The sequence below is a fragment of the Massilia timonae genome, from assembly GCF_001866515.1.
Classification (GTDB): domain Bacteria; phylum Pseudomonadota; class Gammaproteobacteria; order Burkholderiales; family Burkholderiaceae_D; genus Telluria; species Telluria timonae.
In genome coordinates this window covers 3,169,634-3,194,220 of the sequence record NZ_JRYB01000001.1, presented here as the reverse complement: position 1 = coordinate 3,194,220, position 24,587 = coordinate 3,169,634, and the positions used below count along the sequence as shown (strand labels likewise).

At 65.3% G+C, this 24,587-nt stretch carries 24 protein-coding genes; 12 read left to right on the top strand and 12 right to left on the bottom strand.

Annotated features, from left to right (window positions below; translation table 11 throughout):
- Entirely contained in the window at positions 1-426 is a 426-nt protein-coding gene (gene sdhC, locus LO55_RS13740) for a succinate dehydrogenase, cytochrome b556 subunit (protein ID WP_005666158.1), read from the bottom strand.
- Between the two features lie 269 nt (positions 427-695).
- Complete coding sequence (locus LO55_RS13735) at positions 696-1,460, bottom strand: GntR family transcriptional regulator (protein ID WP_005666157.1); 765 nt, start codon at positions 1,458-1,460, stop codon at positions 696-698.
- A gap of 320 nt (positions 1,461-1,780) precedes the next feature.
- Between LO55_RS13735 and LO55_RS13730 the strand changes: the two genes are divergently transcribed.
- From LO55_RS13730 to acnA, 4 genes are all read left to right on the top strand, one after another.
- Positions 1,781-2,770 (top strand): malate dehydrogenase, encoded by a 990-nt coding sequence (locus LO55_RS13730; RefSeq protein ID WP_071361880.1) that lies wholly within the window; start codon positions 1,781-1,783, stop codon positions 2,768-2,770.
- Between the two features lie 85 nt (positions 2,771-2,855).
- Positions 2,856-3,845: an HpcH/HpaI aldolase/citrate lyase family protein gene (locus tag LO55_RS13725; RefSeq protein WP_071361879.1), complete on the top strand. Its 990-nt coding sequence runs from the start codon at positions 2,856-2,858 to the stop codon at positions 3,843-3,845.
- 7 nt (positions 3,846-3,852) lie between these two features.
- A complete protein-coding gene (locus LO55_RS13720; protein WP_071361878.1) occupies positions 3,853-4,395 on the top strand; it encodes a hypothetical protein in 543 nt (180 codons plus the stop codon).
- A gap of 117 nt (positions 4,396-4,512) precedes the next feature.
- On the top strand, positions 4,513-7,221 hold the full coding sequence (gene acnA / locus LO55_RS13715) for an aconitate hydratase AcnA (RefSeq protein ID WP_071361877.1): 2,709 nt from the start codon (positions 4,513-4,515) through the stop codon (positions 7,219-7,221).
- A 92-nt stretch (positions 7,222-7,313) separates the two neighbouring features.
- Here acnA and LO55_RS13710 read toward each other — a convergent pair whose 3' ends face one another.
- Entirely contained in the window at positions 7,314-7,997 is a 684-nt protein-coding gene (locus LO55_RS13710; protein ID WP_071361876.1) for a Fe2+-dependent dioxygenase, read from the bottom strand.
- Between the two features lie 397 nt (positions 7,998-8,394).
- Here LO55_RS13710 and LO55_RS13705 point away from each other — a divergent pair, with 397 nt between their 5' ends.
- Entirely contained in the window at positions 8,395-9,648 is a 1,254-nt protein-coding gene (locus LO55_RS13705; RefSeq protein ID WP_005666138.1) for a DUF2863 family protein, read from the top strand.
- 6 nt (positions 9,649-9,654) lie between these two features.
- On the opposite strand, the gene LO55_RS13700 is transcribed toward LO55_RS13705, so the two are convergent.
- On the bottom strand, positions 9,655-10,629 hold the full coding sequence (locus LO55_RS13700) for a LysR family transcriptional regulator (protein WP_071361875.1): 975 nt from the start codon (positions 10,627-10,629) through the stop codon (positions 9,655-9,657).
- 134 nt (positions 10,630-10,763) lie between these two features.
- On the opposite strand from LO55_RS13700, the gene LO55_RS13695 reads away from it, so the two are divergent.
- A complete protein-coding gene (locus LO55_RS13695) occupies positions 10,764-11,507 on the top strand; it encodes an SDR family oxidoreductase (protein ID WP_071361874.1) in 744 nt (247 codons plus the stop codon).
- 10 nt (positions 11,508-11,517) lie between these two features.
- Here LO55_RS13695 and glf read toward each other — a convergent pair whose 3' ends face one another.
- The 6 genes from glf to LO55_RS13665 all read right to left on the bottom strand — a co-directional run bounded on the left by glf (position 11,518) and on the right by LO55_RS13665 (position 16,687).
- Positions 11,518-12,672, bottom strand: a complete 1,155-nt coding sequence (gene glf, locus LO55_RS13690) for a UDP-galactopyranose mutase (protein WP_071361873.1) — start codon at positions 12,670-12,672, stop codon at positions 11,518-11,520.
- 205 nt (positions 12,673-12,877) lie between these two features.
- Entirely contained in the window at positions 12,878-14,050 is a 1,173-nt protein-coding gene (locus tag LO55_RS13685; protein WP_071361872.1) for a serine hydrolase domain-containing protein, read from the bottom strand.
- The gene (locus tag LO55_RS13680; protein WP_071361871.1) at positions 14,050-14,526 is read right to left on the bottom strand and encodes a CYTH domain-containing protein; all 477 of its coding nucleotides are present in this window, start codon (positions 14,524-14,526) and stop codon (positions 14,050-14,052) included. Before LO55_RS13680 ends, LO55_RS13685 begins: the two co-directional genes overlap by 1 nt.
- Positions 14,527-14,530: 4 nt before the next feature.
- Complete coding sequence (locus LO55_RS13675) at positions 14,531-15,652, bottom strand: M14 family metallopeptidase (RefSeq protein WP_005666127.1); 1,122 nt, start codon at positions 15,650-15,652, stop codon at positions 14,531-14,533.
- Between the two features lie 154 nt (positions 15,653-15,806).
- Positions 15,807-16,211, bottom strand: coding sequence for a hypothetical protein (locus LO55_RS13670; protein WP_005666125.1), 405 nt, complete (start codon positions 16,209-16,211; stop codon positions 15,807-15,809).
- Between the two features lie 149 nt (positions 16,212-16,360).
- Entirely contained in the window at positions 16,361-16,687 is a 327-nt protein-coding gene (locus LO55_RS13665) for a KGG domain-containing protein (protein WP_005666123.1), read from the bottom strand.
- A 341-nt stretch (positions 16,688-17,028) separates the two neighbouring features.
- Between LO55_RS13665 and LO55_RS13660 the strand changes: the two genes are divergently transcribed.
- The 3 genes from LO55_RS13660 to LO55_RS13650 all read left to right on the top strand — a co-directional run bounded on the left by LO55_RS13660 (position 17,029) and on the right by LO55_RS13650 (position 19,887).
- Positions 17,029-17,964, top strand: a complete 936-nt coding sequence (locus LO55_RS13660; protein ID WP_071361870.1) for a hypothetical protein — start codon at positions 17,029-17,031, stop codon at positions 17,962-17,964.
- A 297-nt stretch (positions 17,965-18,261) separates the two neighbouring features.
- Positions 18,262-19,281, top strand: a complete 1,020-nt coding sequence (locus LO55_RS13655; protein WP_071361869.1) for a glycosyltransferase family 2 protein — start codon at positions 18,262-18,264, stop codon at positions 19,279-19,281.
- A 6-nt stretch (positions 19,282-19,287) separates the two neighbouring features.
- Complete coding sequence (locus LO55_RS13650; RefSeq protein WP_071361868.1) at positions 19,288-19,887, top strand: D-glycero-alpha-D-manno-heptose-1,7-bisphosphate 7-phosphatase; 600 nt, start codon at positions 19,288-19,290, stop codon at positions 19,885-19,887.
- Between the two features lie 41 nt (positions 19,888-19,928).
- Here the strand turns inward: LO55_RS13650 and LO55_RS13645 are convergent, their stop codons facing one another.
- Positions 19,929-20,657: a cation efflux transmembrane domain-containing protein gene (locus tag LO55_RS13645; RefSeq protein WP_071361867.1), complete on the bottom strand. Its 729-nt coding sequence runs from the start codon at positions 20,655-20,657 to the stop codon at positions 19,929-19,931.
- Positions 20,658-20,724: 67 nt separating this feature from the next.
- On the opposite strand from LO55_RS13645, the gene cadR reads away from it, so the two are divergent.
- On the top strand, positions 20,725-21,126 hold the full coding sequence (cadR, locus tag LO55_RS13640; RefSeq protein ID WP_071361866.1) for a Cd(II)/Pb(II)-responsive transcriptional regulator: 402 nt from the start codon (positions 20,725-20,727) through the stop codon (positions 21,124-21,126).
- A 20-nt stretch (positions 21,127-21,146) separates the two neighbouring features.
- Here cadR and LO55_RS13635 read toward each other — a convergent pair whose 3' ends face one another.
- The gene (locus LO55_RS13635; protein WP_071361865.1) at positions 21,147-21,434 is read right to left on the bottom strand and encodes a hypothetical protein; all 288 of its coding nucleotides are present in this window, start codon (positions 21,432-21,434) and stop codon (positions 21,147-21,149) included.
- 251 nt (positions 21,435-21,685) lie between these two features.
- Between LO55_RS13635 and LO55_RS13630 the strand changes: the two genes are divergently transcribed.
- Positions 21,686-22,705, top strand: coding sequence for a transporter (locus tag LO55_RS13630; protein WP_143054519.1), 1,020 nt, complete (start codon positions 21,686-21,688; stop codon positions 22,703-22,705).
- A 128-nt stretch (positions 22,706-22,833) separates the two neighbouring features.
- Entirely contained in the window at positions 22,834-24,549 is a 1,716-nt protein-coding gene (locus tag LO55_RS13625; RefSeq protein ID WP_071361864.1) for an FAD-dependent oxidoreductase, read from the top strand.
- Positions 24,550-24,587: the final 38 nt, after the last annotated feature.

Here is a 24,587-nt window from a genome sequence, read left to right as displayed (position 1 = left end):
TTAGAACACTCCGAACAGTTTCAGGCCGACCAGGGCGGTCAGCAGCAGGCTGATGATCAGCACCCAGCGCGCGGTCTTCTGGGCGGCGTCCTTGTCCAGGGCAAAGTGATTGTCCATGAACAGGTGGCGGATGCCGGCGGTGAAGTGGTGCAGGTAAGCCCAGGACAGGCCCAGCAGGATGATCTTGACCAGCGGGTGCGAGACGATGCCGGCGAAGTAGCCGAACGACGATTCCGACAGCAGGCTCTGCTGGAACAAATACAGCAGGAACGGCAGCAGCAGGAACAGCCCGGCGCCGCTGACGCGGTGCAGGATCGACACGATCGCCGATGGCGGCATGCGATATTTCGTCGTGATATCGCCGATTCCGACGTTGCGATACACCGGCCGCCCTTTCTTGCTTGCTTCTCTCACGGCTTCCGACATGATGGTACACCTCCCATTTATGACAAATTTTTGTATGAACCCTGCATTCTTGCCGATTTCAAGGCCCGGTCCGGGAAAGTGGGACCAAGCCAGCGGGACAGCGAGCGGCGAACCGGGTCATGTCCGTCGCGTACCCAAAACCAATATATTTTAATCGCATTCACGCGATCGCCGCAGAGGGGAGTTTTATTCCACTTGCTATTTTCCGAATTATTTGAAAAGACAGAAAACAGAGAATATTTACTCGTCTATTTTCTGTTTTATTCTCCTTACGACAACTCGTTCAAATAATGGTGTTTCGCGGTCGAGTACAGCTCACGGCGCAGCTCGACGGCCTTGTCGCCGTAGGTGAACGACACCCGCTCGCCCAACAGCAGCGGCGTGCCGGGCGCCACCTTCAGGTGCTCGGCCGTGGCCGCGTCGGCCGACACCGCCCGGATCTTTTCGGTCGCGCGGATCATGCGCGTGCCGAATTCCGTCTCGAACAGGCCGTACATCGGCCCCTTGTATTCCTGCAGCCGCTCCGCGCTCAGGCCCTTGAACAGCTGGCCCGGCAGCCACAGCTCTTCCAGGATAGTCGGCTGGCCGTCGAACGACTGCACGCGCTTGATGTAGACCACGGCGTCGCCCGACTTGAGCTCGAGCAGGCGCGCGACCTCGGCCGGCGCACGGATGCGCTTGACCTCGAGGAAGCGGTTCTCGGGATGATGGGGGACGCCTTCATCGGGCATCAGTCGCAGGAAGCGGAAATGGGCGCGCTCTTCGGCGTGGCTGGCAACGAAGGTGCCCTTGCCCTGGCGCCGCACCACGAGGTTCTCGGCGGCCAGTTCGTCGATTGCCTTGCGCACGGTGCCCTGGCTGACCTTGAAACGGGCCGCCAGCTCGACTTCGCTCGGCATGAGTTCGCCAGGTTTCCATTCACCGGCCTGCAGGCTCTGGGTGATCAGTGCCTTGATCTGCTGGTACAGGGGCCGGAACGACGGCGAGCCACTGCTGACAGGATCAACGGCCGGATTGGACGGGGCGGAATTCATAGACCGCGATTTCACCACAAAAGAGCATGACCGTCCAGTATTAGAGGTCTTTAGATATGTGTCTTATATAAGACATATGATATTGAATTGACAGACCAAACGGCAGAGGAATACACTCATGGCCGACCGGGAGTCGGCGCCACTCTTGACATCATTGTACGCGCGCGACACCCGTCATTCGACCTTGAAGGCTTGAAGTGCGCTTTTGGTATCATTGCAGCTTCATCAAACCGCAGTGAAAGTAACTTGTAACCAGACAGGCGTATGCTCGGCGTCGACCTCGGCGCAAACCGTTTTCATTCCCACTTTGGAGATTCATCATGGCTAAAACCCCAATGCGCGTCGCCGTCACCGGCGCGGCCGGCCAGATCGGCTATTCCCTGCTGTTCCGCATCGCCAACGGCGACATGCTGGGCAAGGACCAGCCGGTCATCCTTCAGCTGCTCGAGATCGACAACGAGAAGGCACAGAAGGCGCTCAAGGGCGTCATGATGGAAATCGACGACTGCGCATTTCCGCTGCTCGAAGGCATGACCGCCCACTCCGACCCGATGACCGCCTTCAAGGACGCCGACGTCGCCCTGCTGGTCGGCGCCCGCCCACGCGGCCCAGGCATGGAGCGCAAGGACCTGCTGGAAGCCAACGCCCAGATCTTCACCGTGCAAGGCAAGGCCCTGGACGCCGTCGCTTCGCGCAACGTCAAGGTGCTGGTGGTCGGCAACCCGGCCAACACCAACGCCTACATCGCGATGAAATCGGCCCCGAACCTGCCGGCCAAGAACTTCACCGCCATGCTGCGCCTGGACCACAACCGCGCGCTGTCGCAAGTGGCCGCCAAGACCGGCAAGGCCGTCAAGGACATCGAGAAGATGGTCGTGTGGGGCAACCACTCGCCGACCATGTACGCCGACTACCGCTTCGCCACCGCCGGCGGCGAGTCGATCAAGGACCTGATCAACGACCAGGAATGGAACGCCAACACCTTCCTGCCGACCGTCGGCAAGCGCGGCGCCGCCATCATCGAAGCGCGCGGCCTGTCGTCGGCTGCGTCGGCCGCCAACGCCGCCATCGACCACGTGCGCGACTGGGTGCTGGGCACCAACGGCAAGTGGACCACCATGGGCATCCCTTCGGATGGTTCCTACGGCATCCCTGAAGGCACCATGTTCGGCTTCCCGGTCACCACCGAGAATGGCGAATACACCATCGTCCAGGGCCTGGACATCGATGCGTTCTCGCAAGAGCGCATCAACCTGACCCTGAAAGAGCTGGAAGAAGAGAAAGCCGGCGTCGCTCATCTGCTGGGCTGAGTTTGAATCATGGCGCGCGGCATTTGCCGCGCGTCGACCGCGCCGTGCCATCCAACTGGCACGGCCGTTTCATGTTGTGAGAGATATGCACCCTTCCGAGGTTTTATTCCAGGGCAAACGCCAGCCACTCCTTCTCCCCGCCTGCGACCACTACGCCGGCTCCGAGAAGCTGATGCGCAAATCGATGGCCCTGCAACAAGAGCTTGGCCCCCTGTTCGACATCACCTTCGACTGCGAAGACGGCGCCACCGCCGGCAGCGAACTGGAGCACGCCATCCTGGTGGCGCAGCTCGTCAACAGCGACGACAACCATTTCGGCCGCATCGGCGCGCGCCTGCACGAGCCGGCCAGCCCCCATTTCGCGAAAGACGTCGAATTCATCGTCGGCGGCGCGGCCAAGCGCCTCGCCTACGTGGTGCTGCCCAAGGTGGAAAGCGCGATGGAAGTCACGCGCGCGATCGACCTGATCAACCAGCACGCCCAGGCCGCCGGCCGCCCGGGCCTGCCGGTGCACGTGCTGATCGAAACCCACGGCGCGCTGCGCGAAGCGTACGACATCGCCGCCCTGCCCCAGGTCGAGTGCCTGTCGTTCGGCATCATGGATTTTGTGTCGAGCCACTATGGGGCCATCCCCGCGAGTGCGATGCGCACCCCGGGCCAGTTCACCCACCCGCTGGTGGTGCGCGCCAAGCTCGAGATGGTGGCGGCCTGCCACGCCCACGGCAAGGTGGCGTCGCACAACGTCACGACCGACATCAAGGACAGCGCGACTGTCGCCAACGACGCCCAGCGCGCCGGCGCCGAATTCGGCTTTACCCGCATGTGGAGCATCCATCCGGACCAGATCAAGCCGATCCTGAAAGCGTTCACGCCGCGCCTGTCCGAGGTGAATGAAGCGACGAATATTTTGACGGAGGCCATGGCGGCGGACTGGGGACCGATTGCCCAACATGGCCGCTTGCACGACCGTGCGAGCTACCGATATTATTGGTCGGTGTTGCAGCGTGCCAAACTGGCGGGCCTCGCGCTGCCGGAAGCCGCTGCGGCAATCGTCAACCTCCCCGACAGCGAATAATCCGACCATGGCCACCCTCCTCCCGAAAATGATCGCCGCCTGCGCAGTCGCGCTCGCGGCTGCCGTCGTATGCGCGCCGGCAAGCGCTGCAGCCGCCAAGGAAACGCATCCGAAAGCGGAAAAAGTCCTGAAGGCGCAAGCCAAGAAGAAACCGTCGAAGAAGGCGCAGGCCGCAGCGGCTGCTGCAGCGGCCGCTGCGGCGGCTGCAGCCGCCAATCCTCTCGAAGTCGACGAGCCGGACATCACCGACACCAAGGTGACCGAATACGCTTGCGAACTCGGCAACAAGATCACGATCTATACCAACGACACCGATGACAGCCATATCGCGCTGCGCTGGAAGCAGCGCCTGCACCGCCTGGCGCGCATCGGCACCACCACCGGCGCGTTGCGCTTTGAAAATCCGCACTATGGCCTGATCTGGATCGGTATCCCGTCCAAGGGCATCCTGCTCGACTCGAAGCTCAACCGCCAGTTGGCCAATGAATGCAAGAACGCCGAACAGTCCGCGATCGTGGCGACCGCGGAACCGGAGGCGAGCAAGACTTGAAGATGCGGCGCGGACTTTCCCGGAAGTGCGCGCCGTTCTGTCGCCCGAAGTTATCTGGTCCGTTATTTCCGTGAACGCTGCTGTTGAAATAACAATATTCCCACTGAAGGAGAGATTATGTCTCGCAACACTCTGAACACACTGAAGGAATTCCCGATCGGCGCAGGCCAGAGCGGCCAGTTCCATTCGCTGCCGGCGCTGGCGGAAAACCTCGGTGTGAACCTGTCGCGCCTGCCGGTGTCGATCCGTATCGTCCTCGAGTCCGTCCTGCGTAACTGCGACGGCAAGAAGGTCACCGAAGAACACGTCAAGCAAGTCGCCAACTGGGGCGCGACCGCAGAGCGTACCGACGAGATCCCGTTCGTCGTGGCCCGCGTCGTGCTGCAAGACTTCACCGGCGTGCCGCTGCTGGCCGACCTGGCCGCGATGCGCAACGTCGCCGCCAAGATGGGCGCCGACCCGAAGAAGATCGAGCCGCTGGTGCCGGTCGACCTGGTGGTCGACCACTCGGTCACCATCGACCACTTCCGCGAGCCAGGCGCGCTCGACCTGAACATGAAACTGGAATTCCAGCGCAACAACGAGCGCTACCAGTTCATGAAGTGGGGCATGCAAGCCTTCGACACCTTCGGCGTCGTGCCGCCGGGCTTCGGCATCGTCCACCAGGTCAACCTGGAATACCTGGCGCGCGGCGTCATGAAGCAGGGCGACATGTACTACCCTGACACCCTGGTCGGCACCGACTCGCACACCACCATGATCAACGGCGTCGGCGTCGTCGGCTGGGGCGTGGGCGGCATCGAAGCCGAAGCCGGCATGCTGGGCCAGCCGGTCTACTTCCTGACCCCGGACGTCATCGGCGTCAACCTGAAGGGCAAGCTGCGCGAAGGCTGCACCGCGACCGACCTGGTGCTGACCATCACCGAACTGCTGCGCAAAGAGAAAGTCGTGGGCAAGTTCGTCGAATTCTTCGGCGAAGGCACCCGCTCGCTGTCGACCACCGACCGCGCCACCATCGGCAACATGGCGCCCGAATACGGCGCGACCATGGGCTTCTTCCCGGTGGACGAAGCAACCGTCGACTACTTCCGCGGCACCGGCCGTACCGAAGAAGAACTGGCTGCCTTCGAAGGCTACTACAAGGCCCAGGGCATGTTCGGCATCCCGCAGGAAGGCGAGATCGACTACACCCGCGTGGTGGAACTGGATCTCTCGACCGTGACCCCATCGCTGGCGGGTCCGAAGCGTCCGCAAGACCGTATCGAACTGGGCCACGTCAAGAACACCTTCACCGAACTGTTCAGCAAGCCGACCACCCAGAACGGCTTCAACAAGAACCCGGACGACCTGCACAAGGTCTACGAGACCACCAACGGCGTGCGCGTGAAGAACGGCGACATCCTGATCGCCGCCATCACCTCGTGCACCAACACCTCGAATCCGAGCGTGCTGCTGGCCGCCGGCCTCCTGGCCAAGAAAGCCGTCGAGCGCGGCCTGACCGTGGCGCCGCACATCAAGTCGTCGCTGGCGCCTGGATCGCGCGTGGTCACCGAGTACCTGACCGCCGCCGGCCTGCTGCCTTACCTGGACAAGCTGGGCTTCGGCGTGACCGCCTACGGCTGCACCACCTGCATCGGCAATGCCGGTGACCTGACCCCGGAACTGAACGCCGCGATCACCCAGAACGACATCGTCGCTGCCGCCGTCCTGTCGGGCAACCGCAACTTCGAAGCACGTATCCATCCGAACATCCGTTCGAACTTCCTGGCCTCGCCGCCGCTGGTCGTCGCCTACGCGATCGCCGGCAACATGACGAAGGACCTGATGACCGAACCGGTCGGCAAGGACAGCAACGGCGTCGACGTCTACCTGGGCGACATCTGGCCGACCTCGCAGGAAATCGGCGAACTGATGCGCTTCGCGATGAACTCGGACGTCTTCAAGAAGAACTACGCCGACGTCAAGGGCAACCCTGGCGCGCTGTGGGAACGCGTGTCGTCGACCGAAGGTCAGGTGTACAACTGGCCTGAATCGACCTACATCGCCGAACCGCCGTTCTTCGCCGACTTCGAGATGACCCCGAAAGCAGCCGCCACCGGCATCACCGGCGCACGCGCGCTGGGCGTGTTCGGCGACTCGATCACCACCGACCACATCTCGCCGGCCGGTTCGATCAAGGAAGACGGTCCTGCAGGCAAGTGGCTCAAGGAACACGACGTCCTGAAGGCGGACTTCAACTCCTACGGCTCGCGCCGCGGCAACCACGAAATCATGATGCGCGGCACCTTCGCCAACGTGCGTATCAAGAACAAGATGATCCCGCCGAAGGCGGACGGTTCCGCGGTCGAAGGCGGCATCACCCTGCACCAGCCGACCGGCGAACAGATGTCGATCTACGACGCTGCAATGAAGTACGTGGCCGCAGGCACCCCGACCATGATCTTCGGCGGCGAAGAGTACGGCACCGGCTCGTCGCGCGACTGGGCCGCCAAGGGCACCCAGCTGCTGGGCGTGAAGGCCGTGGTCGTGCGTTCGTACGAGCGCATCCACCGCTCGAACCTGGTCGGCATGGGCGTGCTGCCGCTGCAGTTCATCGGCAACGACAGCGTCGAATCGCTGGGCATCACCGGCAAGGAAACCTACGACCTGAAGGGCCTGGAAGGCGAGATCAAGCCGCAACAACTGGCGACCCTGGTGATCCACCGCGAAAACGGCGAATCGCAAGAGGTGCAAGTGCTGCTGCGTATCGACACCCCGATCGAAGTCGACTACTACAAGCATGGCGGTATTCTGCCGTTCGTGCTGCGTCAGCTGCTGGCTGCTTAAATCCCGAAGGCCCGCTGCGGCGGGCTGCTCGACAAGCAAAAGGGCTGGAATCCTTGCGGGTTCCAGCCCTTTTCACGTTGGTATCATCGCCATTACACCTCGGCCCACATCCTCAGCAAATTGTGATAATGCGCCGTCAGCCCCACCGTAACCTCCGACTCCCCATGCAGCGCACGCAACTTCTGGATCTGGGTATCGAGATCGAACAGCATCGCCCGCTTGCCATCGTCGCGCACCATGCTCTGGGTCCAGAGAAAAGAAGCCACCCGTTCGCCGCGCGTCACCGGCCGCACCTGGTGCACACTGCCCGACGAATAGACGATCGCATCGCCCGCCGCCAGCTTGACCTCATGGGTGCCGTACAGGTCGACCACTTCGAGCTCGCCGCCTTCGTATTCGTCCGGCTCGCTCAGGAACACGGTGGTCGAGACGTCGGCCCGCACCGGCGCCCCGCCGCCGCGCTGGGCGCGGATCGCGCCATCGACGTGCAGCCCGTAATGCTCGCCGCCGCCGTAGGCGTTGAAGTAAGGCGCCAGCACCCGCAGCGGCAGTGCGCTGGAAAAGAACATGGGATTGGCCATCAGGGCCGCGCTGACGATCTGGCCCAGCTCGACGGCCAGCGGCGTGCCCTCGCCCAGCTGGCGGTTGCGCTTGACCCTCGCCCCTTGGGGACCGACGCTCTCGCGGCCATCGAGCCATTCCGGCGCGCCGGCCATGCGGGCGCGGATGTGGGCCACCTGGTCCGGCGTCAGCACGCCGGGAATATGCAGCATCATGTCGTTCTGCTTTTTATCGAGCCAACAAAAAAATCCCTCCTGACATAGCCAGGAGGGCAGAATCCGGTTGCCCGGCGGGGGTGGTACTCCGTGAGAAACATCCGCCAGCGCTTTCCCGGTCGCCGGCGGCTACTGCAACACAAGCTGGAAACACAACTTGGTGAACACTCCAATCGTTCTTCCCAAACATGCTTGAATGAGAATTATTCTCATTATGTACCCTGTTCGCGCATTGTGCAAGCGTTTGCGTGCGCGCCCGTCATATGGCTTTCGTCCTGCCTCCATGACAGCCATTGTTCATGACCTGTGGCCGAATCAACTACAATACCGGGGATATGGGTTTATCATCACCCCTCGGACTTTCGAAACATTCACTGACAAGAGACCCACCAGCGCCATGCGTCGTCCTTCCAAAGATTCAACTCCAAAACTTTCCGCAGAAAGCCAGCGCCTCGTCAGCCTCTCGCAAGCCCTCATGCAAGCCGCCAGCCGTGCCGAAGAGCGGGCGTGGGAACGCCAACTCGACACCTGCCTGCAAAAGCTGCTCAAGACCAATCATCAGGACAGCATCGATGCCGCCCTGAACGCCCTGTTCAAGGACGACCTGGCCTCCTACGACGTGCTGATGGATACGGTCGAGGCCGTCAGCGAATCGGCCACCATGGTCGAACAAGGCGAGCACGGCGACGTCACGTGGCAGGCGCTGCTGGTCGCGGCGCCGATCCTGGCCTGGACCCGGTTCTCGATCGCCACCGGCGCCATCCCGAACGACCTGCTGTCGACCCTGGGCGCGCACTTCTCGGCGCACCTGCTGGCCGACGGCACCAAGATGGCAATTGCGCCCACCCTGTATTCGCTCGACCAGCTGCCGCGCACCCACGCCGAAACCGCGGCGCTGACGCAGAAGCTGGCTGCCGCCGCCCACAAGGGTGGCACCATCAAGCCGGCCCAGCACCTGGACGAAACCGCGCCCTTCCTGGCCGATACCCGCTACCTCCTGATCGCGATCGTGGCCCCGGCCGGCGAGCCGCTGTTCCGCTGGCAAGAGCCGCAGCACCACGTGCGTTTCGCCGAAGAGCGCAATCGCAGCCTCGAGCAGTGGCGCGCCCAGGCCACCGCAAATATCGCGCGCCTGCTGCCGGGCTGCGGCATCGAGCTGCTGCTGCCGGAAGCGTATTACGTGGCCTGCCGCGAAGCCGATAAACTGATCCGCCCGATCTCGATCCGCGCCGCCGTGCACTACCTGACCAATACGCTGGGCGTGGAAGCGTCCGACCTGCGCGCCGTGATCGCCGGCTTCGGCGAAGAGTCGCCGGACATCCAGATCGACGAGTACCGCGTCTCGTTCACCATGCGCCAGAGCGCCGACGTGGTGTATGGCATCGTCTGGCCGCTGTATGGCCAGGAAGACGAGAACGGCACGCCGATGGAAGGCCCGCTGGCGGTCACCGCCACGCCGCTGTCCCCGATCAACGAGATCGCGGCCCACCTCAACGACGCCGGCATCGCCCACATCAAGCGCATCAACGAGCGCTACGTGGCCGAGTACTGCGACGACTGCGGCGCGCCGCTGTTCGCCGATCCGACCGGCGAACTGGTGCATGCCGAAATGCCGGAAGACGCGCCGGCCGGTACCGAGCACTTCCACTGATGTCGTTCAGGCTCCCGCCGCGGCGGGAGCCTCTCCTCCCTCCCCTGCCGCACGCTCTGGCGTCATGAACTGCCGCGCCAGCCCCTGCTCCTCGAAACGCGCGACGACGAAGTCGATGAACACCCGCGTCTTGGCCGGCAACAGCCTGCGGCTCGCGTAATACAGGCACAGCGCCCGCCCCTCCACGAACCAGCCCGGCAGGACGTCGACCAGCGCTCTACTGCGCAGGAATGCTTGCGCGTGCGGCAACGGCAATACCGCGATCCCGATGCCAGCCAGCGCCGCCTGCGCCATCGCCTCGGGATCGTCGCACACCAGCGCCGTGCGCAGGTCGACCGGCGCCTGCCGGCCGTCGCCATGGCGCAAGGTCCAGGACAGCAAGCGGCCGCTGCCCACGGCGCGGCGGGCGATGCCGTCATGCCGCGCCAGGCCGTCCGGATCGCGTGGCCAGCCGCGCCGCTCGAGGTAGGCCGGGCTGGCCACGACGATGCTGCGCACTATCGTCAGTTCGCGCGCCACCATGCCCTCGTTCAGGTCGACGCCACCGCCGATCGCCACGTCGAAACCCTCCTTGATCAGGTCGACCTGGCGGTTCGCGAAATGCAGGTCGGGAACGATGGCCGGATAGCGCTGCAGGAATTCGTCCAGCATCGGCACGAAATAGGTTCGTCCGACCAGCGGCGCCATGCCGATCTTCAAGGTGCCGCCCGGCTGGCCGGCACCCTGGCGCGTGGCCAGGGTCGCCTCCTCGATCCGGCGCCAGGGCTCGGCCACTTCGTACAGATAGCGTTCACCCTCGGCCGTGAGCCGCAGCTGGCGCGTGGTGCGCTGGAACAGGCGCACGCCCAGGTGCTGCTCAAGCCGGGCGACGTTCTTGCTGACCGCGGCCGGACTCAGGCCCAGACGGCGCGCGGCGGGCGAAAAGCCGCGCTCCTCGGCGCTGTAGATGAACGAGACGAGATGGCTGATCGATTCCGGCATGGCGGTGTCTGGACGGTGATGATCCGGGGATTTTATACCTGCGGTTGAAAGTCATACGACTTTGGACTGGCTAGTTTCAACTCCTGGTCGGCAGCATACTGCCGACTCGTCCAATCATTCACAGGGAGTCCATCATGAACAAGGCATTCGAAGGCAAGGTCGCCGTCGTCACCGGCGGTTCGCGCGGCATCGGCGCGGCGATTGCGCGCCGGCTGGCCAGCCAGGGCGCGCATGTGGCGTTGACCTACCAGCAATCGGCCGGCGCCGCCGAGACGCTGGTGGCGGACATCCAGGCCCAGGGCGGCAGCGCCGAGGCGATCCGCAGCGACGCCGCCGATCCGGCGGCGATCGACGCCGCGATCGCCCATGTCGCGCAAGCTCGCGGCCGCATCGACATCCTGGTCAACAATGCCGGCGTCGCCGTGTTCGGGCCGATCGACGACTTCACGCTGGAAGATTTCGACAAGACGGTGGGCGTCAACGTGCGCGCCGTGTTCGCCGGCGTGAAGGCGGCGCTGCCGCACATGAAGGAAGGCGGACGCATCGTCAACATCAGCAGCACCAATGCGCTGCGCATGCCGATGGTGGGCGGGTCGGTGTATGCGATGAGCAAGTCGGCCCTGAGCGGCCTGACCCAGGGACTGGCGCGCGAACTGGGGCCGCGCGGCATCACGATCAATAATGTGCTGCCCGGCCCGGTCGACACCGACATGAATCCGGAAAAGACCGAGTTCGGCGCCGGCCTGCACGACTATATGGCGATCAAGCGCCACGGCCGCCCCGAAGAGATCGCGGCCATGGTCGCCTACCTGGCCGGACCGGAAGCGGCCTACGTCACCGGCGCCGACCTGCTGATCGACGGCGGTTTCGCTGCGTGAGCTTGACGCCTTACGCCATCGGATCGATGGTGAAGGCCGGCATGCGCTCGCCGTTCTTCGCGGTCTCCAGGAATTTGTCGGAAGTGAGCAGCGCTTCGTGGATGGTGACGTCCATGTCCAGGTAGCGGTAGGTGCCCAGGCGGCCGACGAAGGTGACGTTGTCTTCGTTTTTCGCCTTGTTCACGTACAGCTCCAGCTGCGCCTTCTCGCGCGTCTGGCGGATCGGGTAGTACGGAACGTCCTTCTCTTCGCACTGGCGGCTGTACTCGGCGTAGCAGATGGTCTTCTCGTGCTTTTCCCACGGCGAGAAGTGCTTGTGCTCGGTGATGCGGGTGTATTTCTTTTCGTCGTCGCAATAATTGATGACGGCATTGCCCTGGTAGTCGCCGTCGGCGCGGAAGGTTTCGAAATCCAGCGTGCGGTAAGGCAGGCGGCCCTCTTCGTGCTTGAACCAGGCGTCGATCGGGCCGCTGTAGAACACGTGGGCGTAATTGCCCTTCTCAAGCGGATCGAAGGTCGTATTCAGGTGCACGGTCACGCCGGGCACGTCGAGGATGTTCTGCACTAGCGCCGTGTAGCCGTCGGCCGGCATACCCTGGTATTTGTGGTTGAAGTAATTGTCGTCGTAATTGAAACGCACCGGCAGGCGCTTGAGGATGCTGGCCGGCAGCTCGCTCGGGTGCAGGCCCCATTGCTTGATCGTATAAGTCTTGAAGAAGGCTTCGTACAGCTCGCGACCGACGAAGCGCAGCGCCTGCTCTTCGAAGGTGGTCGGGTTCTCGATCGACTTGTCGCCCAGGTTCTGCAGGAATTCCTGCGCCTCGGCCGGGCCCATGGTCTTGTTGAAGAACTGGTTGATCGTCAACAGGTTGATCGGCAGGGTGAACACCTTGCCGCCGGTGATGGCCTTGACGCGGTTGACGTAGGGCTTGAACTCGGCGTAGCGGTTGACGAACGCCCAGGCGCGCTCGTTATCGGTGTGGAAAATGTGGGGGCCGTAGACGTGGACCATGACGCCGGTCTCGGCATCGCGTTCCGAGTAGCAGTTGCCGGCGATATGGGGACGCGATTCGAACACGTCGACGGTATAGCCGGCCTGCGCCAGCTGGTTTGCGATCACGGCCCCGGAGAATCCAGCGCCAACGATGGCGATATTCTTGCTCATTCTTGTGTGTCCTGGTGGTGTTGGCAATGCCGGAGCGTATGCCTGACCTCGACCCGACCGGGCGACTGCAAGAACAAATTGTCGGGTCTAACCAGAGGACACACAACACCGCATCGCGGGTGGGATTAATGATAAAAATATATCATTCAAGTCCCGTTTTGCCCCGCACAATTGGAGCGGCCCACGTTGCGGATATGGAACGTCTTTACTTACGGATCGCGGCGATCACGCGCGTGGCGAACTCGGCCGCGTTACCGGCATGCCAGCGCCATACGATCACCAGGTCATGCTCCGGCGACACGACGATGTCGTTGCTGCCCGCGCCCAGCGCCGCGAAGGCGGTGGCCGGCATGCCCGGCAAGTTCTTGCCCTTAGTATTGAGCCACCATAGATAGCCATAGTCCGGACCATGGGCGCTCGGGGTGAGCGCTTCCTTCACGTAAGAAGCGGGCAGGATCTGCTTGCCGGCCCAGTTACCCCGATGCAGCCACAGGTAGCCGAAGCGCGCCATGTCCCAGCTGTCGATCCACATGCCGCCGCCCCAGCGCGTGCCGCCGCTGACCGATGGCACCTGCTTGCCGTTCACTTCCACGTAGCTGTTATGGTAAGGAACCCACTTCCAGGTCGACGAGGCGCCGATCGGATCCATGACCTGCTGCTGGAACACGTCCGGCACCGACTGGCCGAACACGCGCAGCAGCGACAGGGCGAAGCGGTTCACGCGGGTGTCGTTGTACTCGTAGAAGCTGCCCGGCGCCTTGATCGCGCGCGGCTTCTTTTCGCCCTTGCCGAAAGCTTGCTTGCCGATGAAATTGCTGTGCTTGCCCCACAGCTCGCCTTCCCACTCGGATTCCTGCTGCAGGTGCTGCTTCCAGGTCACTTGCGCATTGTGCGGCGTCGCATAACCGCCGTCATCGACCGTCTTCGCGACCGGGTCGCCGACCCCGATGCGGCCGTCGCGCACCGCCACGCCGGCGACGGTGGCGAGCATGCTCTTGGCCACCGAATAGGTCGGGTCGACGAAGCGGGTGTCGCCGAACTCGGCGACGACATAGCCTTTGTAGATCACGACGCCGTTGGTAGTGGCGCGCCTGGTGGGCATCGAGCCCAGGCGGGTACCGAAGATGGCTTCCTGGTCGGACAGGTCGAGCGGACGCTCGGTCTCGCGCGATTGCGCGAACTGGACGGCCGCGGCCAGGGCCGCCGGGTCCATGCCCAGCTGGGCCGGGTCCTTGCGGGCCCATTCGCCGGCCGGTGGAAAATAGGCTGCCTTGTCGGCGGCGAACACGCCGGCGGCCGGCAGCGCCAGGCCCAGTGCGGTGGTGAGGGAGAGTGCGAGCAGGCTGCGGCGTAGCATGGTGGGCGAAGCGGTCGTCATTATTCGGTATCGGTCCAGGTGGAATACGGAGAACGGATCAGGTTGGAGTTGTAATAGCGCTTGTCGCTGGTGACTTCCTGGCCGATCCAGTCCGGCTTGTCGAAGACGGCGTCTTCGGCCGGCAGCTCGATCTCGGCCACCACCAGGCCCGCGTTCTCGCCCAGGAACTCGTCGACTTCCCAAATGAAGCCGGCATGCCCGATGCGGCGCCGGTATTTTTCGACCAGCGGCCGCTCGCACAGGCGGTCGAGCAGCTCGCTGGCGTCTTCGAGCGGGATCGGATACTCCCATTCCCCGCGCGACGCCCCTTCGCTCTTGCTCTTGATGGTCAGGACGCCCTGCTCACCCTCGATGCGCACGCGCACCGTGCGCATCGGGTCGGCAGTCAGGTAGCCCTGGCGCAGCAGGACGGGCGTGCCCAGCTGGCGCCAGGCCTCGCTCGCGAGCAGGAACTTGCGTTCGATTTCGACGCCCATGGAATCAGCCCAGCGCCTGCAGGATCGGCTGCAGCATCGCCGCGCCCAGGCCGGCGCTGCGCGCGCCGTTCCAGCCGACGTGCGGGTCGGGCAGGTTGGCGTTGTCCTTGAACGGCATCTCGAGCGTCAGCGACAGGCATTTGTAGTGGTGGCCGACGTACTTCGAGGCCAGCGTCAGCAGCTCGTCGTTATACTTGCTGGCGGCGTAACCGTATTCCTTCTGGAAGTCCGGGCTGCACGAGATATAGCGATCGATGAAGGTGCTCTGCTCCAGCGCGCGCTCGGCGGTGAAGTCTTCGAGCATCTCGCAGCCGGCCACGAAGTTGTAGGGGAGCGCCTCGTCGCCATGGATGTCGAAGAACATGTCGATGCCGACTTCCTCGATCTTCTTCTTGACGCAGTACACTTCCGGACTGCGTTCGAGCGATGGGTTCATCCACTCGCGGTTCAGGTTGGCGCCGGCGGCATTGGTGCGCAGGTTGCCGCGCACCGAGCCGTCCGGATTCATGTTCGGCACGATGTAGAACACCGCGCGCTGCAGCAGCTTGCGCGCCACCGGATTGGCGTTGTCGAGCAGCGCATCCATCATGCCTTCGACGAACCACTCGGCCATCGATTCGCCCGGGTGCTGGCGGGCGATGACCCAGATCTTTTTCTCTGCCTGCGGATTGCCGATCACGACCAGGTTCATGTCGCGGCCGTCGACCGTGCTGCCGATGTCGTGCACGCGCGCGATCGGGTTCTCGGCCACTTCGCCCAGCAGGCGCAGGTGGCGTTCCCAGGTGTAGGGCTCGAAATAGGCGTAGTAGACGCTGTCCAGTTCCGGGGTGTGCTCGACCGTCATCACCTGGCCGTCGAAGCTGGTGGGAACGCGGAACCAGTTCTCGGTATCGTAGCTCGCGACAGCCTGGTAGCCCTCGAAGCCCTTCGGATAGGTGGCCTGGCCGGCGTTCAGGAAGCGCATCGTGACCGCCTGGCCGCGCGCGCCCTGCAGGCGGAAGTGGAACCACTGGTGGATGTCGGCGTGCGAATCCTTGCGCAGGTTCAAGTCGATCTGTTTGGGATTGTCGGCGCGGACGACGTCGATCGAGCCGGAGTCGAACATCGTGCTGATCTTGATGGGCATCGTGGGATCCTTTCATGGCCCGTCGCGGTGGACGGTGTGCAGATATCGGGGCGTCGGGCGCCTGCCCGACGATCAGTGCATAAGCAGCGCCGGCCATGATACCGGATCGGCCACGCCGACCGCTGATACCGGGCCGGGGCGGGGACGCGTGTTTTTACTGCGCGTCGAGGTCGATCAGGTCCTTGGTGTACATGGCCATGATCTGGCGCATCAGTTCGACGTTGCCGCGGTCGAGCACGACGGTCAGCTCGGGCTTGCGGTCGAGCACGAAGGTCATGCGGATCGCGCCCGGCAGTTCCTTGCAGTTCACGTATTGCGCGCGCGGCACGTAGGGACTGTCCCAATCGGCCTGGGTGATGCCGGGACCAGCCGGCGGCGCCTTCAGTTGCGGATCGCGATTGACCGGCAGGTGCTTGAGCAGCCAGAACACGATCGAGGCCGGGATGTGGATGCACAGGTCGCTCGCGCCCTGGCTGGAGAACTTGGTGAGCAACAGATTGCCGACCCGGTCGCAGGACATGGACAGGCTCTTGACTTGACGGATGACCGCTGGTTTCACGACTTGATCCTTGGGGAAGGTTGAAAAAGGCGCTGCGATTCTAACCTATCCCCTTCCCGTTTTGTGTGTATTACAGGCAAAACCAAAGCAAAACGGGGAGCCCATGGCTCCCCGTTACCTGACTGTCGCCGGCTCAGCCGGCCGCATGTTTACTCTTTCGAGCCGCCGCTGCGGTTGCCGCCCTGGGCGCTCTGGCGGTTGCCGCTCTTGCTCGAGGAGCTCGAGCTGCGCGAAGCGCCGCCGGCGCTGGCGTTGGCCGACTGACGATTGCCGTGGCTCAAGCTGCCGGCGCGGCGTGCTTCTTCCGACGTGAATTCGTGGGCGGTGCCTTTGGCATGGGCGGCCTTGCCGCCCTGGCTGGCGATCTCGCGCTGGCGCGCCGGATCCATCGAGGCGAAGCCGCGATTGCGGGTGCCGCTGCTCTGGCTGTTGCCTTGGTTGCCCGATTGCTTGTTACCTTGATTGCTTGAGGCCATAATGACGTTCTCCCTTATACAGCACTTGTGGAAACCGCCGCGTCCTGCGGCAGGCTTGAGACCCGATCGCCGCCGACCATTCGCCGGCGAACGATGAGTCGAAGCCCATCTTAGGCAGGCATCTCCGATGCGGCTATAGGAGCATTTCAGATGACTTTGTAGGACTTTGCGCGACAAATAATGCACTTCGAAAAATAACTGCCAGTAGTCAACAAACTCGTCAGGACCAGTCCTACATCCCTCCCCTACCTCTTCCTATTCTGTGCCAGGCTGTCGGCGCGCATCATGGTGCTATTCGGCAGGACTTCGACCTGCCCGCTCACCAAGCACAGGAGACCGACATGGACGCGAATCAACGTAGCGAAGCCAACAACCAGACCAATAATGGCGCCAATGAAAAATGGACGCCAGGTTCCAAAGGAAATACCCAGAGCGGCCCGATGGACCATACCTACCCGCGCGGCGCCAGCGAGCAGGGTGGCCAGTCGGGCACCGGCATGGCGCACGCCGGCGGCCACGACCAGGCCGGACTGGGCGGCAGCCCGGACGGCAGCGGCCAATCGCGCCAGGGCGACCTGCCGGGCGGCTCGATGCAGACCCAGCAAACCGGTGGCTCGGGCCCGCAACAAGGCATCACCGACAGCCACCAGCGCCAGATGGAAATGCACTCGGATGCCTGGGGCAAGCTGGAGCAGCCGGTGGGCAACCGCCAGCGCGACACCGGCGTCTCGCTCAACGAGGACGTCGCCAACCGCCAGGGCGCGACGCGGACCACCGACACCCTGAATCCGCAAGACCCGGCGCAGCCGGAACTGCACCGCAACGAGCCGGGCCGCGACGGCCGCGTGCCGGGCACCGTGGCGCCGGACCCGCTCGGCACCGAGGCCGGCGTGCCGGGCGTGCAGCACGGCGACATCTACGGCAACCGCCAGGGCGCCGACGACAACCGCGCCGACACCCAGGACGCCAGCGCCAGCGCAGTCCAGCAAAGCACCGACCGCCAGGGTTCGCAGACCGGCGCCGGCGCGCGCGATACGGGCACCGAGAACGTCCACCAGTCGAACAACGTGTCCGGCGGCCTGCCGCGCAGCCCGGGCAACTCGGGTCCGCGCACCGAGGGCGAAGGCTATCAGGTGGGCGGCAGCATGCATGCCGATCCGAATCCGGTGCACCAGTCGAACGACGCCGCCGGCGGCTACCCGCGCAGCCCGGGCGGCGCCAACAAGCTGGCGGGCGACCGCAAGATGGACGACGACACCGGGTTCTCGCGCGGCTGATCCACCATCGTGGGGTGGACGGCTTTGCCGTCCACGCGTTCAAACACCGTCCGCGTCGCTAGGGACCCAGCATGATCTGCGTCGCTACGGACCCGGCATGATCCGAACGCGTGGGCGGCAAGCCGCCCACCCTACGCCATGGCATCCGAAGGTTTTTATTTCCGGCTTTCGGCTTGATCCATCTCCAAGCCGTACCGGAGCGCAGGAACCGCGTCGTACGCAAGGCAATCGAACCGCTCGACATCGCCACGCTCGCGCCGTGGCGCGAGACCAGCGGAGAGAACGAGGAGACCTCGCATGCCTGCAACGGACGACACCTCAACTAACGCCACGCCCGCCGCCATCCCCACGGTGTCGGTCGTGCTGCCCGCCTGCGGCCGCATGGACCTGCTCGACCGCAGCCTGGACGCCCTGATGCGCCAGAGCGTCGATCCGCGCAGCGTCGAAGTCATCGTCGTGGACGACGAACCCAACCACAATACGCTGCACCTGGTGGCCGGCTGGCGCACCCGCACGCTCGACCGTGGGCCGCGGCTGGCCTATGTCGCCAACACCGGCCCGCGCGGCCCCGGCGCCGCGCGCAACCGCGGCTGGCGCGCGGCGCGCGCCAGCGTCATCGCCTTCACCAGCGACGACGCCGTGCCCAGCCCCGACTGGCTGGCCCAGGGGCTGGCCGCCTTCGACGGCGGCGCCGCCGTCGTCTGCGGCCGCATCGAGACCCCGGTGCCGGCGCGCCCCACCGACCGCCAGCGCAGCGCGCATGCGCACGAACTGGCCGATTTCACCAGTGCCAACTGCTTCTTCCACAAGCCGGTGCTCGAACGGCTCGACGGCTTCGACGAGCGCTTCAGCGTCCAGCGCGGCAGCGACGCCGACCTGCACTTCCGCCTGCTCGAACAAGGCATCCGCATCGTGCGCGCGCCGCAGGCGCTGGCCGTGCACCCGGTGCGTCCGGCGCCCTGGGGCGCGAGCCTGCTGCAGATCCGCCATGCCGTGTTCGACGCGCTGCTGTACAAGAAGCATCCAGCGCTGTACCGCGAACGCATCGAAGCGCGTCCGTGCTGGGACCACTACGCCATCGTCGCCGCCCTGCTGCTGGCCCTGCCCTGCTGGGTGCTGGGCGTGCGCTGGCTGGCCCTGGCCGCCACCCTGGTCTGGCTGGCGCTCACGGTGCGCCTGTGCCTGCGCCGCCTGAAGGGCACGGCCCACAGCGCCTCGCACGTGGCCGAGATGGCGATCACCTCGGTCCTGCTGCCGCCACTGTCGGTGTTCTGGCGCCTGGCCGGCGCGGTGCGCTACCGCGTGCGCTTCGCGTAAGCGCGCATGAAGGCCATCTTTCTCGACCAGGAAGGCACGCTGGTCGACGACATCCCATTCAATGCCGAGCCGCGCCGCATCCGCCTGGTGAGCGGCGCCGGCGCGGCGCTGCGTCTGCTGGCCGAGCTCGACTATCGCCTGTTCGTGGTCTGCAACCAGTCCGGCATCGCGCACGGCTGTTTCACCGAAGCGGCGATGGGCCCGGTCTCCGACCGCCTGCACGACCTGCTGTTTCGCGAGCAGCTCGCCCTCGCGGGCTATTACTATTGCCCGCACCATCCGCTCGGCACCGTCAGCGACTATGCCTTCGCCTGCGCCTGCCGCAAGCCCTCGCCCGGCATGCTGCTGCGCGCGGCGCACGAGCATGCCATCGACCTGCGCGCCTCCTGGATGATCGGCGACATCCTGCACGACGTCGAGGCCGGCAACCGCGCCGGCTGCCGCACGCTGTTGATCGACAACGGCGGCGAGACCGAATGGCGCCTGGGGCCACGCCGCCTGCCCACGCGCATCGCGCCGGACCTATACAGCGCGGCCATGCTGATCGCCGAGCACGGCGAGCGCGAGGACGTACGGCCGCAGGCGGGTTCACGCTCGCCAAGTTGACGGGGACTGGCGGCATTTGCCGGCACCCCGGATCCCCCCGTTCAGCGGCGCCGGATCTCGACGATCGACGCCGACGACGCCGCCGGCGCTGGTGTGGGCATGGTCGCTGGCACGGGCATCGGCATCGGCGTCGCCACCGGCGAGCGTGCCGCCGCCTGCGCCCGCAGCTCGGCGCGCGCCTGCCGCATCACTTGGCGCGCCGCCGACAGGCCGAGGCACGCCATGATGCTCGCCACCACGATGTCCGGCCATCCGGCGCGGGCGCCGAACACGCCCAGCGCCGCCAGCATCACGGCCAGGTTGCCGATCATGTCGTTGCGGGTGCACAGCCACACCGAGCGCATATTGGCGTCGCCGTTGCGAAACGCGTAGAGCATGACCGCCACCGCGCCGTTGGCGGCCAGCGCCAGCAGGCTGACGGCTCCCATGGTCTGGGCATGCGGCAGGTGGCCGTCGAGGCCGAGCCACAAGGCGCGCGCCAGCACCAGCACGCCGAAGACGCCCATCACGACGCCCTTGGCGTAGGCCGCGCGCGAACGCCACACCACGGCCATCCCCAGCACGAACAACGACACCCCGTAATTGGCGGCGTCGCCGAGAAAGTCGACCGAGTCGGCCAGCAGCGACACCGAGCCGGCCGCCAGGCTGCTGGCCAGCTCGACGCCGAACATGATGAAATTGATGAGCAACGCCGCCCACAACACCTTGCGGTAGCGCCCGTCGGGCGGCGGCGTGGTCGGACTGCAGGATCCGGAACAGCAAGCGGACATGATCGCACCTCCAATGGCAATAACTCCATTAGAATCCCTGTAGTAACTACAAGGTCAAGGAATAAACATGCTGATGCGTATTGGTGAACTGGCGAAACTGACGGGCTGCCAGTCCGAGACTGTCCGTTTCTACGAGCAAAAGGGATTGCTGCCGCCGCCGCTCAGGTCGCAGGCGAACTACCGGATGTATGGCGCCGACCATGCCGAGCGGCTGCATTTCATCCGTCGTTGCCGGTCGCTGGGCATGTCGCTCGGCGAAGTGGAAACCCTGCTCGGCTACCAGGACCAGCCGGAACGTTCCTGCAGCGGCGTCAACGCGCTGGTCGACCACCAGCTGTCCGAGATCGACCGTCAGATCCTGGAGCTGAAGGCGCTGCGCGCCGAACTGTCGCGCCTGCGCGCGCGCTGCGATTCGACGCGGCCCGCCGGCCAGTGCGCGATCCTGCGCGAACTGACCGAGCACGCCTGAACCCCGCTGCAGGCCCCCGATTACATCCTGGGATCGTCGATCACCGCACGATCGTCGAGCGCCGCCTGGTCGCCGAGCGACGCGTGGTCATCCTGGCGCACCTGCTCTCCCATCAGCACGCGGTGGATCACCGCGCCGTGCACGCCATGCTGCTTCAGGAATTCGACGGCGCTGCGGGTGCCCAGGCTCGCCTGGATCAGGATGCCCTGGCGCACCACGTGGGTTGCGCCCGCATAGGGATTGGCAAGGCTATTGTCAGCCATGTCGCCCGGCGCCGCGCCGCGGCGATCGATCTGAGAGATGTGCATCTGTTTCCTTTCCTCGAGGCATCCCATGCCCGCCGGGAGCCTCACATAAAAAAAATCCGCCGACCGTGAGGCCGACGGAAAAACGCAGTATCCGGTTGAGGGATCACGCGGAGAGACACAGCGGCAATCTTAGCGGACGATGGTTTCAACTTGATGACATCGCAAGGTTGCCCGCGCACGTCGCCGACAGCCAACATCGCGCCGTCAGAACGCTCTACAATTGCCCATCGTTCATTCATCCAGGAAGGTCAATGGCGCAGATGGCGGCTCCCGGCTTCAGTTACGGCTCCGACGATTCGGGCCTGGTATGGGGCTTCCTGTTCCGGCGCGACACGACCGCGACGCCGATCGGCGTGCACGAGGCCCTGGCCTGGATGCGCGATCCGCAACCGGAACAGTTCATCTGGCTGCACTTCAACCTGTCGAACACCGCCAGCGAACGCTGGCTGCGCGGCCACGCCATGCTGGCCGACGAGTTCTACGAGACCCTGCACCAGGGTTCGCGCTCGACCCGCCTCGAGCTGGCCGACAATGCCCTGATCGCCGTCGTCAACGACGTGCTGCATGGTTTTTCGCTCGACAGCGCCGAGATCTCGACCTTGTGGGTCCACGTCACGCCGCAGGTCGCGATCAGCGCGCGCAGGAAGCCCCTGGCCTCGATCGAGCGCCTGCGCCAGGACGTGCGCCAGGGCGCCCCGCTGCGCTCATCCAGCGAGCTCCTGATCCACCTGCTGCGCGACCAGGCCGACGTGCTGGTGAACATCGTGCGCGAGGCGGTGGCGCGGGTCGACACCATCGAAGACCGGCTGCTGGCCGGGCGCCTCACCCGCCAGCGCGAAGACCTCGGCTCGCTGCGCCGGGTGCTGGTGCGCCTGCAGCGGCTGCTGGCGCCGGAACCGGCCGCCCTGTTCCGCCTGCTGCAGCGCCCACCAGGCTGGGTCGATGGCGACGACCGCCAGGACCTGCGCCAGGCGACCGAGGAATTCACGGTGGTGCTGAGCGACCTGGCCGCGCTGCAGGAGCGCATCAAATTGCTGCAGGAAGAAATCGCCGCCCGCGTCAACGAGGACAATGCCCGCAGCCTGTATCTGTTGACGATCGTGACCGTGATGGCGCTGCCGATCAACCTGATCGCCGGCCTGCTCGGCATGAACGTCGGGGGCATCCCGCTGGCCGACGAGAGCCACGGCTTCTGGATCGCGCTGGGCCTGGTCGCGGCCTTCACCACGGTGGCTGGCTGGCTGCTGTTGCGACTGCAGCGCCAGCGCTGAAGCGGCAACAGCGTCCTGTTAAAAAGCCCCCATGGCGCCCCACCCTGAGACATAGCGCACAAAACGGCCCGGCTGCATTACCATGCATTCGCCTGCGTCAGATCCGACGCGACCAGCCGAGAGCCGCCATGAACGACACGCCAGAATCCCTGCCGGAACCGTCCATCATCGATCCGCGCTACCTGATCGACCTGAAAACGCGCGGCCACCAGGTCTATCCCGTCCTCGGCGAAGACGATCTCAAGCGCATCCGCCGTTTCGCCACCGAGCGCGCCTGGCACGACGGCGACGTCGTGTTCCGGGCCCTGGTCGATTCTCCCGGCATGGTCGTGGTGCTGTCCGGCCAGCTGCGCTGCAGCCGCAGCAATGCCCTCGGCCACCGGGTCGAGGTGCACCTGTTCGAACCGGGCCAGTTCACCGGCGAAGTGTCCCAGCTGTCGGGCCGGCCGCCGCTGGTCGACGGCGTGGCGGTCGGCCGCCTGGAAGCCCTGGTGCTCGACCCGGAAGCGCTGCGTGCGCTCCTGATGGCCGAGGCGGTGCTGGGCGAGCGCGTGATGCGCGCCTTCATGCTGCGCCGCGCGCGCCTGATCGGCGAACAGCCGACCGGGCCGATCCTGATCGGGCCGTCCGGCCATGCGCGCCTGTTCGAGCTCGAGAGCTTTTTGTCGCGCAATGCGCAACCGTATACCCGGCGCGACCCGGACTCCGACCAGGACGCCGCCCAGCTGGTGCGCGAGCACTGGCGCCAGGAGCACGACTGGCCGCTGGTCGCCATGCCCGACGGCTTCGTGATCAAGAACCCGAGCCTGCTCGAGATGGGCCGCTTCCTGGGCACCATGCCGCGCATCACGCGCGACATGGTCTACGACGTGCTGGTGGTCGGCGCCGGCCCGGCCGGCCTGGCCACGGCCGTGTACGCGGCCTCGGAAGGCCTGTCGGTGCTGGTGCTGGAACAGCGCGCCTATGGCGGCCAGGCCGGGGCCAGCGCGCGCATCGAGAACTTCTTCGGCTTCCCCACCGGCATCTCGGGCCACGCCCTGGTCAGCCGCGCTTTCGTCCAGGCCAGCAAGTTCGGCGCCGAAATCGCCATTCCCGCGCCGGCGATGCGGCTGTTGTGCCGCGAGCGGCCGCTGCGCGTGGAACTGGACGACGGCGCCTGCGCGCGGGCGCGCAGCGTGGTGCTGGCGGCCGGCGCGCGCTACCGCAAGCCCGACCTCGCCGACCTGGCCCGCTTCGAGGGTCGCGGCGTGTACTACTGGGCCTCGCCGGTCGAAGCAAAGGTGTGCCGCCAGCAGACCGTGGTGCTGGTCGGCGGCGGCAACTCGGCCGGCCAGGCCGCCGTCTACCTGGCCGCGCACGCCAGCACCGTGCACCTGATGGTGCGCGGCAACGGTCTCGAGGCCAGCATGTCGAGCTACCTGATCGAGCGCATCCGGGCGAGCGCGAACATCGTGCTGCACACCCGGCTCGAACTGGCCGCACTCGAGGGCACTGATGCCGGCCTGGAGCGGGTGCACTGCCGCAGCCGCAGCGGCGGTCCGCCAGTCGTGTTCGACACCCACCACCTGTTCCTGTTCATCGGCGCCGATCCCAACAGCGATTGGCTGCGCGAATGCGGCGTGGAACTGGACCGCAAGGGCTTCGTGCTGACCGGCTATGAGGCCACGGGGCGGCATGGCGGACGCGATCTCGAGACCAGCGTGCCGGGCGTGTTCGCCGTGGGCGACCTGCGCGCCGGCTCGACCAAGCGCGTCGCCGCGGCGGCCGGCGAAGGCGCGGCCGTGGTGGCCCAGATCCACAGATACCTGGCCGAGCAGCAGCAGGCCGACGGGGCGACCGGCTGACCACCACACCGGAGGACGGCCGCCGAGCAGGTATTACC

What these genes read in the sequence shown, in the direction of transcription:
- sdhC (WP_005666158.1), bottom strand. Translation starts at nt 426, where the DNA reads ATGTCGGAAGCCGTGAGAGAAGCAAGCAAGAAAGGGCGGCCGGTGTAT.
- LO55_RS13735 (WP_005666157.1), bottom strand. Translation starts at nt 1,460, where the DNA reads ATGAATTCCGCCCCGTCCAATCCGGCCGTTGATCCTGTCAGCAGTGGC.
- LO55_RS13730 (WP_071361880.1), top strand. Translation starts at nt 1,781, where the DNA reads ATGGCTAAAACCCCAATGCGCGTCGCCGTCACCGGCGCGGCCGGCCAG.
- LO55_RS13725 (WP_071361879.1), top strand. Translation starts at nt 2,856, where the DNA reads ATGCACCCTTCCGAGGTTTTATTCCAGGGCAAACGCCAGCCACTCCTT.
- LO55_RS13720 (WP_071361878.1), top strand. Translation starts at nt 3,853, where the DNA reads ATGGCCACCCTCCTCCCGAAAATGATCGCCGCCTGCGCAGTCGCGCTC.
- acnA (WP_071361877.1), top strand. Translation starts at nt 4,513, where the DNA reads ATGTCTCGCAACACTCTGAACACACTGAAGGAATTCCCGATCGGCGCA.
- LO55_RS13710 (WP_071361876.1), bottom strand. Translation starts at nt 7,997, where the DNA reads ATGATGCTGCATATTCCCGGCGTGCTGACGCCGGACCAGGTGGCCCAC.
- LO55_RS13705 (WP_005666138.1), top strand. Translation starts at nt 8,395, where the DNA reads ATGCGTCGTCCTTCCAAAGATTCAACTCCAAAACTTTCCGCAGAAAGC.
- LO55_RS13700 (WP_071361875.1), bottom strand. Translation starts at nt 10,629, where the DNA reads ATGCCGGAATCGATCAGCCATCTCGTCTCGTTCATCTACAGCGCCGAG.
- LO55_RS13695 (WP_071361874.1), top strand. Translation starts at nt 10,764, where the DNA reads ATGAACAAGGCATTCGAAGGCAAGGTCGCCGTCGTCACCGGCGGTTCG.
- glf (WP_071361873.1), bottom strand. Translation starts at nt 12,672, where the DNA reads ATGAGCAAGAATATCGCCATCGTTGGCGCTGGATTCTCCGGGGCCGTG.
- LO55_RS13685 (WP_071361872.1), bottom strand. Translation starts at nt 14,050, where the DNA reads ATGACGACCGCTTCGCCCACCATGCTACGCCGCAGCCTGCTCGCACTC.
- LO55_RS13680 (WP_071361871.1), bottom strand. Translation starts at nt 14,526, where the DNA reads ATGGGCGTCGAAATCGAACGCAAGTTCCTGCTCGCGAGCGAGGCCTGG.
- LO55_RS13675 (WP_005666127.1), bottom strand. Translation starts at nt 15,652, where the DNA reads ATGCCCATCAAGATCAGCACGATGTTCGACTCCGGCTCGATCGACGTC.
- LO55_RS13665 (WP_005666123.1), bottom strand. Translation starts at nt 16,687, where the DNA reads ATGGCCTCAAGCAATCAAGGTAACAAGCAATCGGGCAACCAAGGCAAC.
- LO55_RS13660 (WP_071361870.1), top strand. Translation starts at nt 17,029, where the DNA reads ATGGACGCGAATCAACGTAGCGAAGCCAACAACCAGACCAATAATGGC.
- LO55_RS13655 (WP_071361869.1), top strand. Translation starts at nt 18,262, where the DNA reads ATGCCTGCAACGGACGACACCTCAACTAACGCCACGCCCGCCGCCATC.
- LO55_RS13650 (WP_071361868.1), top strand. Translation starts at nt 19,288, where the DNA reads ATGAAGGCCATCTTTCTCGACCAGGAAGGCACGCTGGTCGACGACATC.
- LO55_RS13645 (WP_071361867.1), bottom strand. Translation starts at nt 20,657, where the DNA reads ATGTCCGCTTGCTGTTCCGGATCCTGCAGTCCGACCACGCCGCCGCCC.
- cadR (WP_071361866.1), top strand. Translation starts at nt 20,725, where the DNA reads ATGCTGATGCGTATTGGTGAACTGGCGAAACTGACGGGCTGCCAGTCC.
- LO55_RS13635 (WP_071361865.1), bottom strand. Translation starts at nt 21,434, where the DNA reads ATGCACATCTCTCAGATCGATCGCCGCGGCGCGGCGCCGGGCGACATG.
- LO55_RS13630 (WP_143054519.1), top strand. Translation starts at nt 21,686, where the DNA reads ATGGCGCAGATGGCGGCTCCCGGCTTCAGTTACGGCTCCGACGATTCG.
- LO55_RS13625 (WP_071361864.1), top strand. Translation starts at nt 22,834, where the DNA reads ATGAACGACACGCCAGAATCCCTGCCGGAACCGTCCATCATCGATCCG.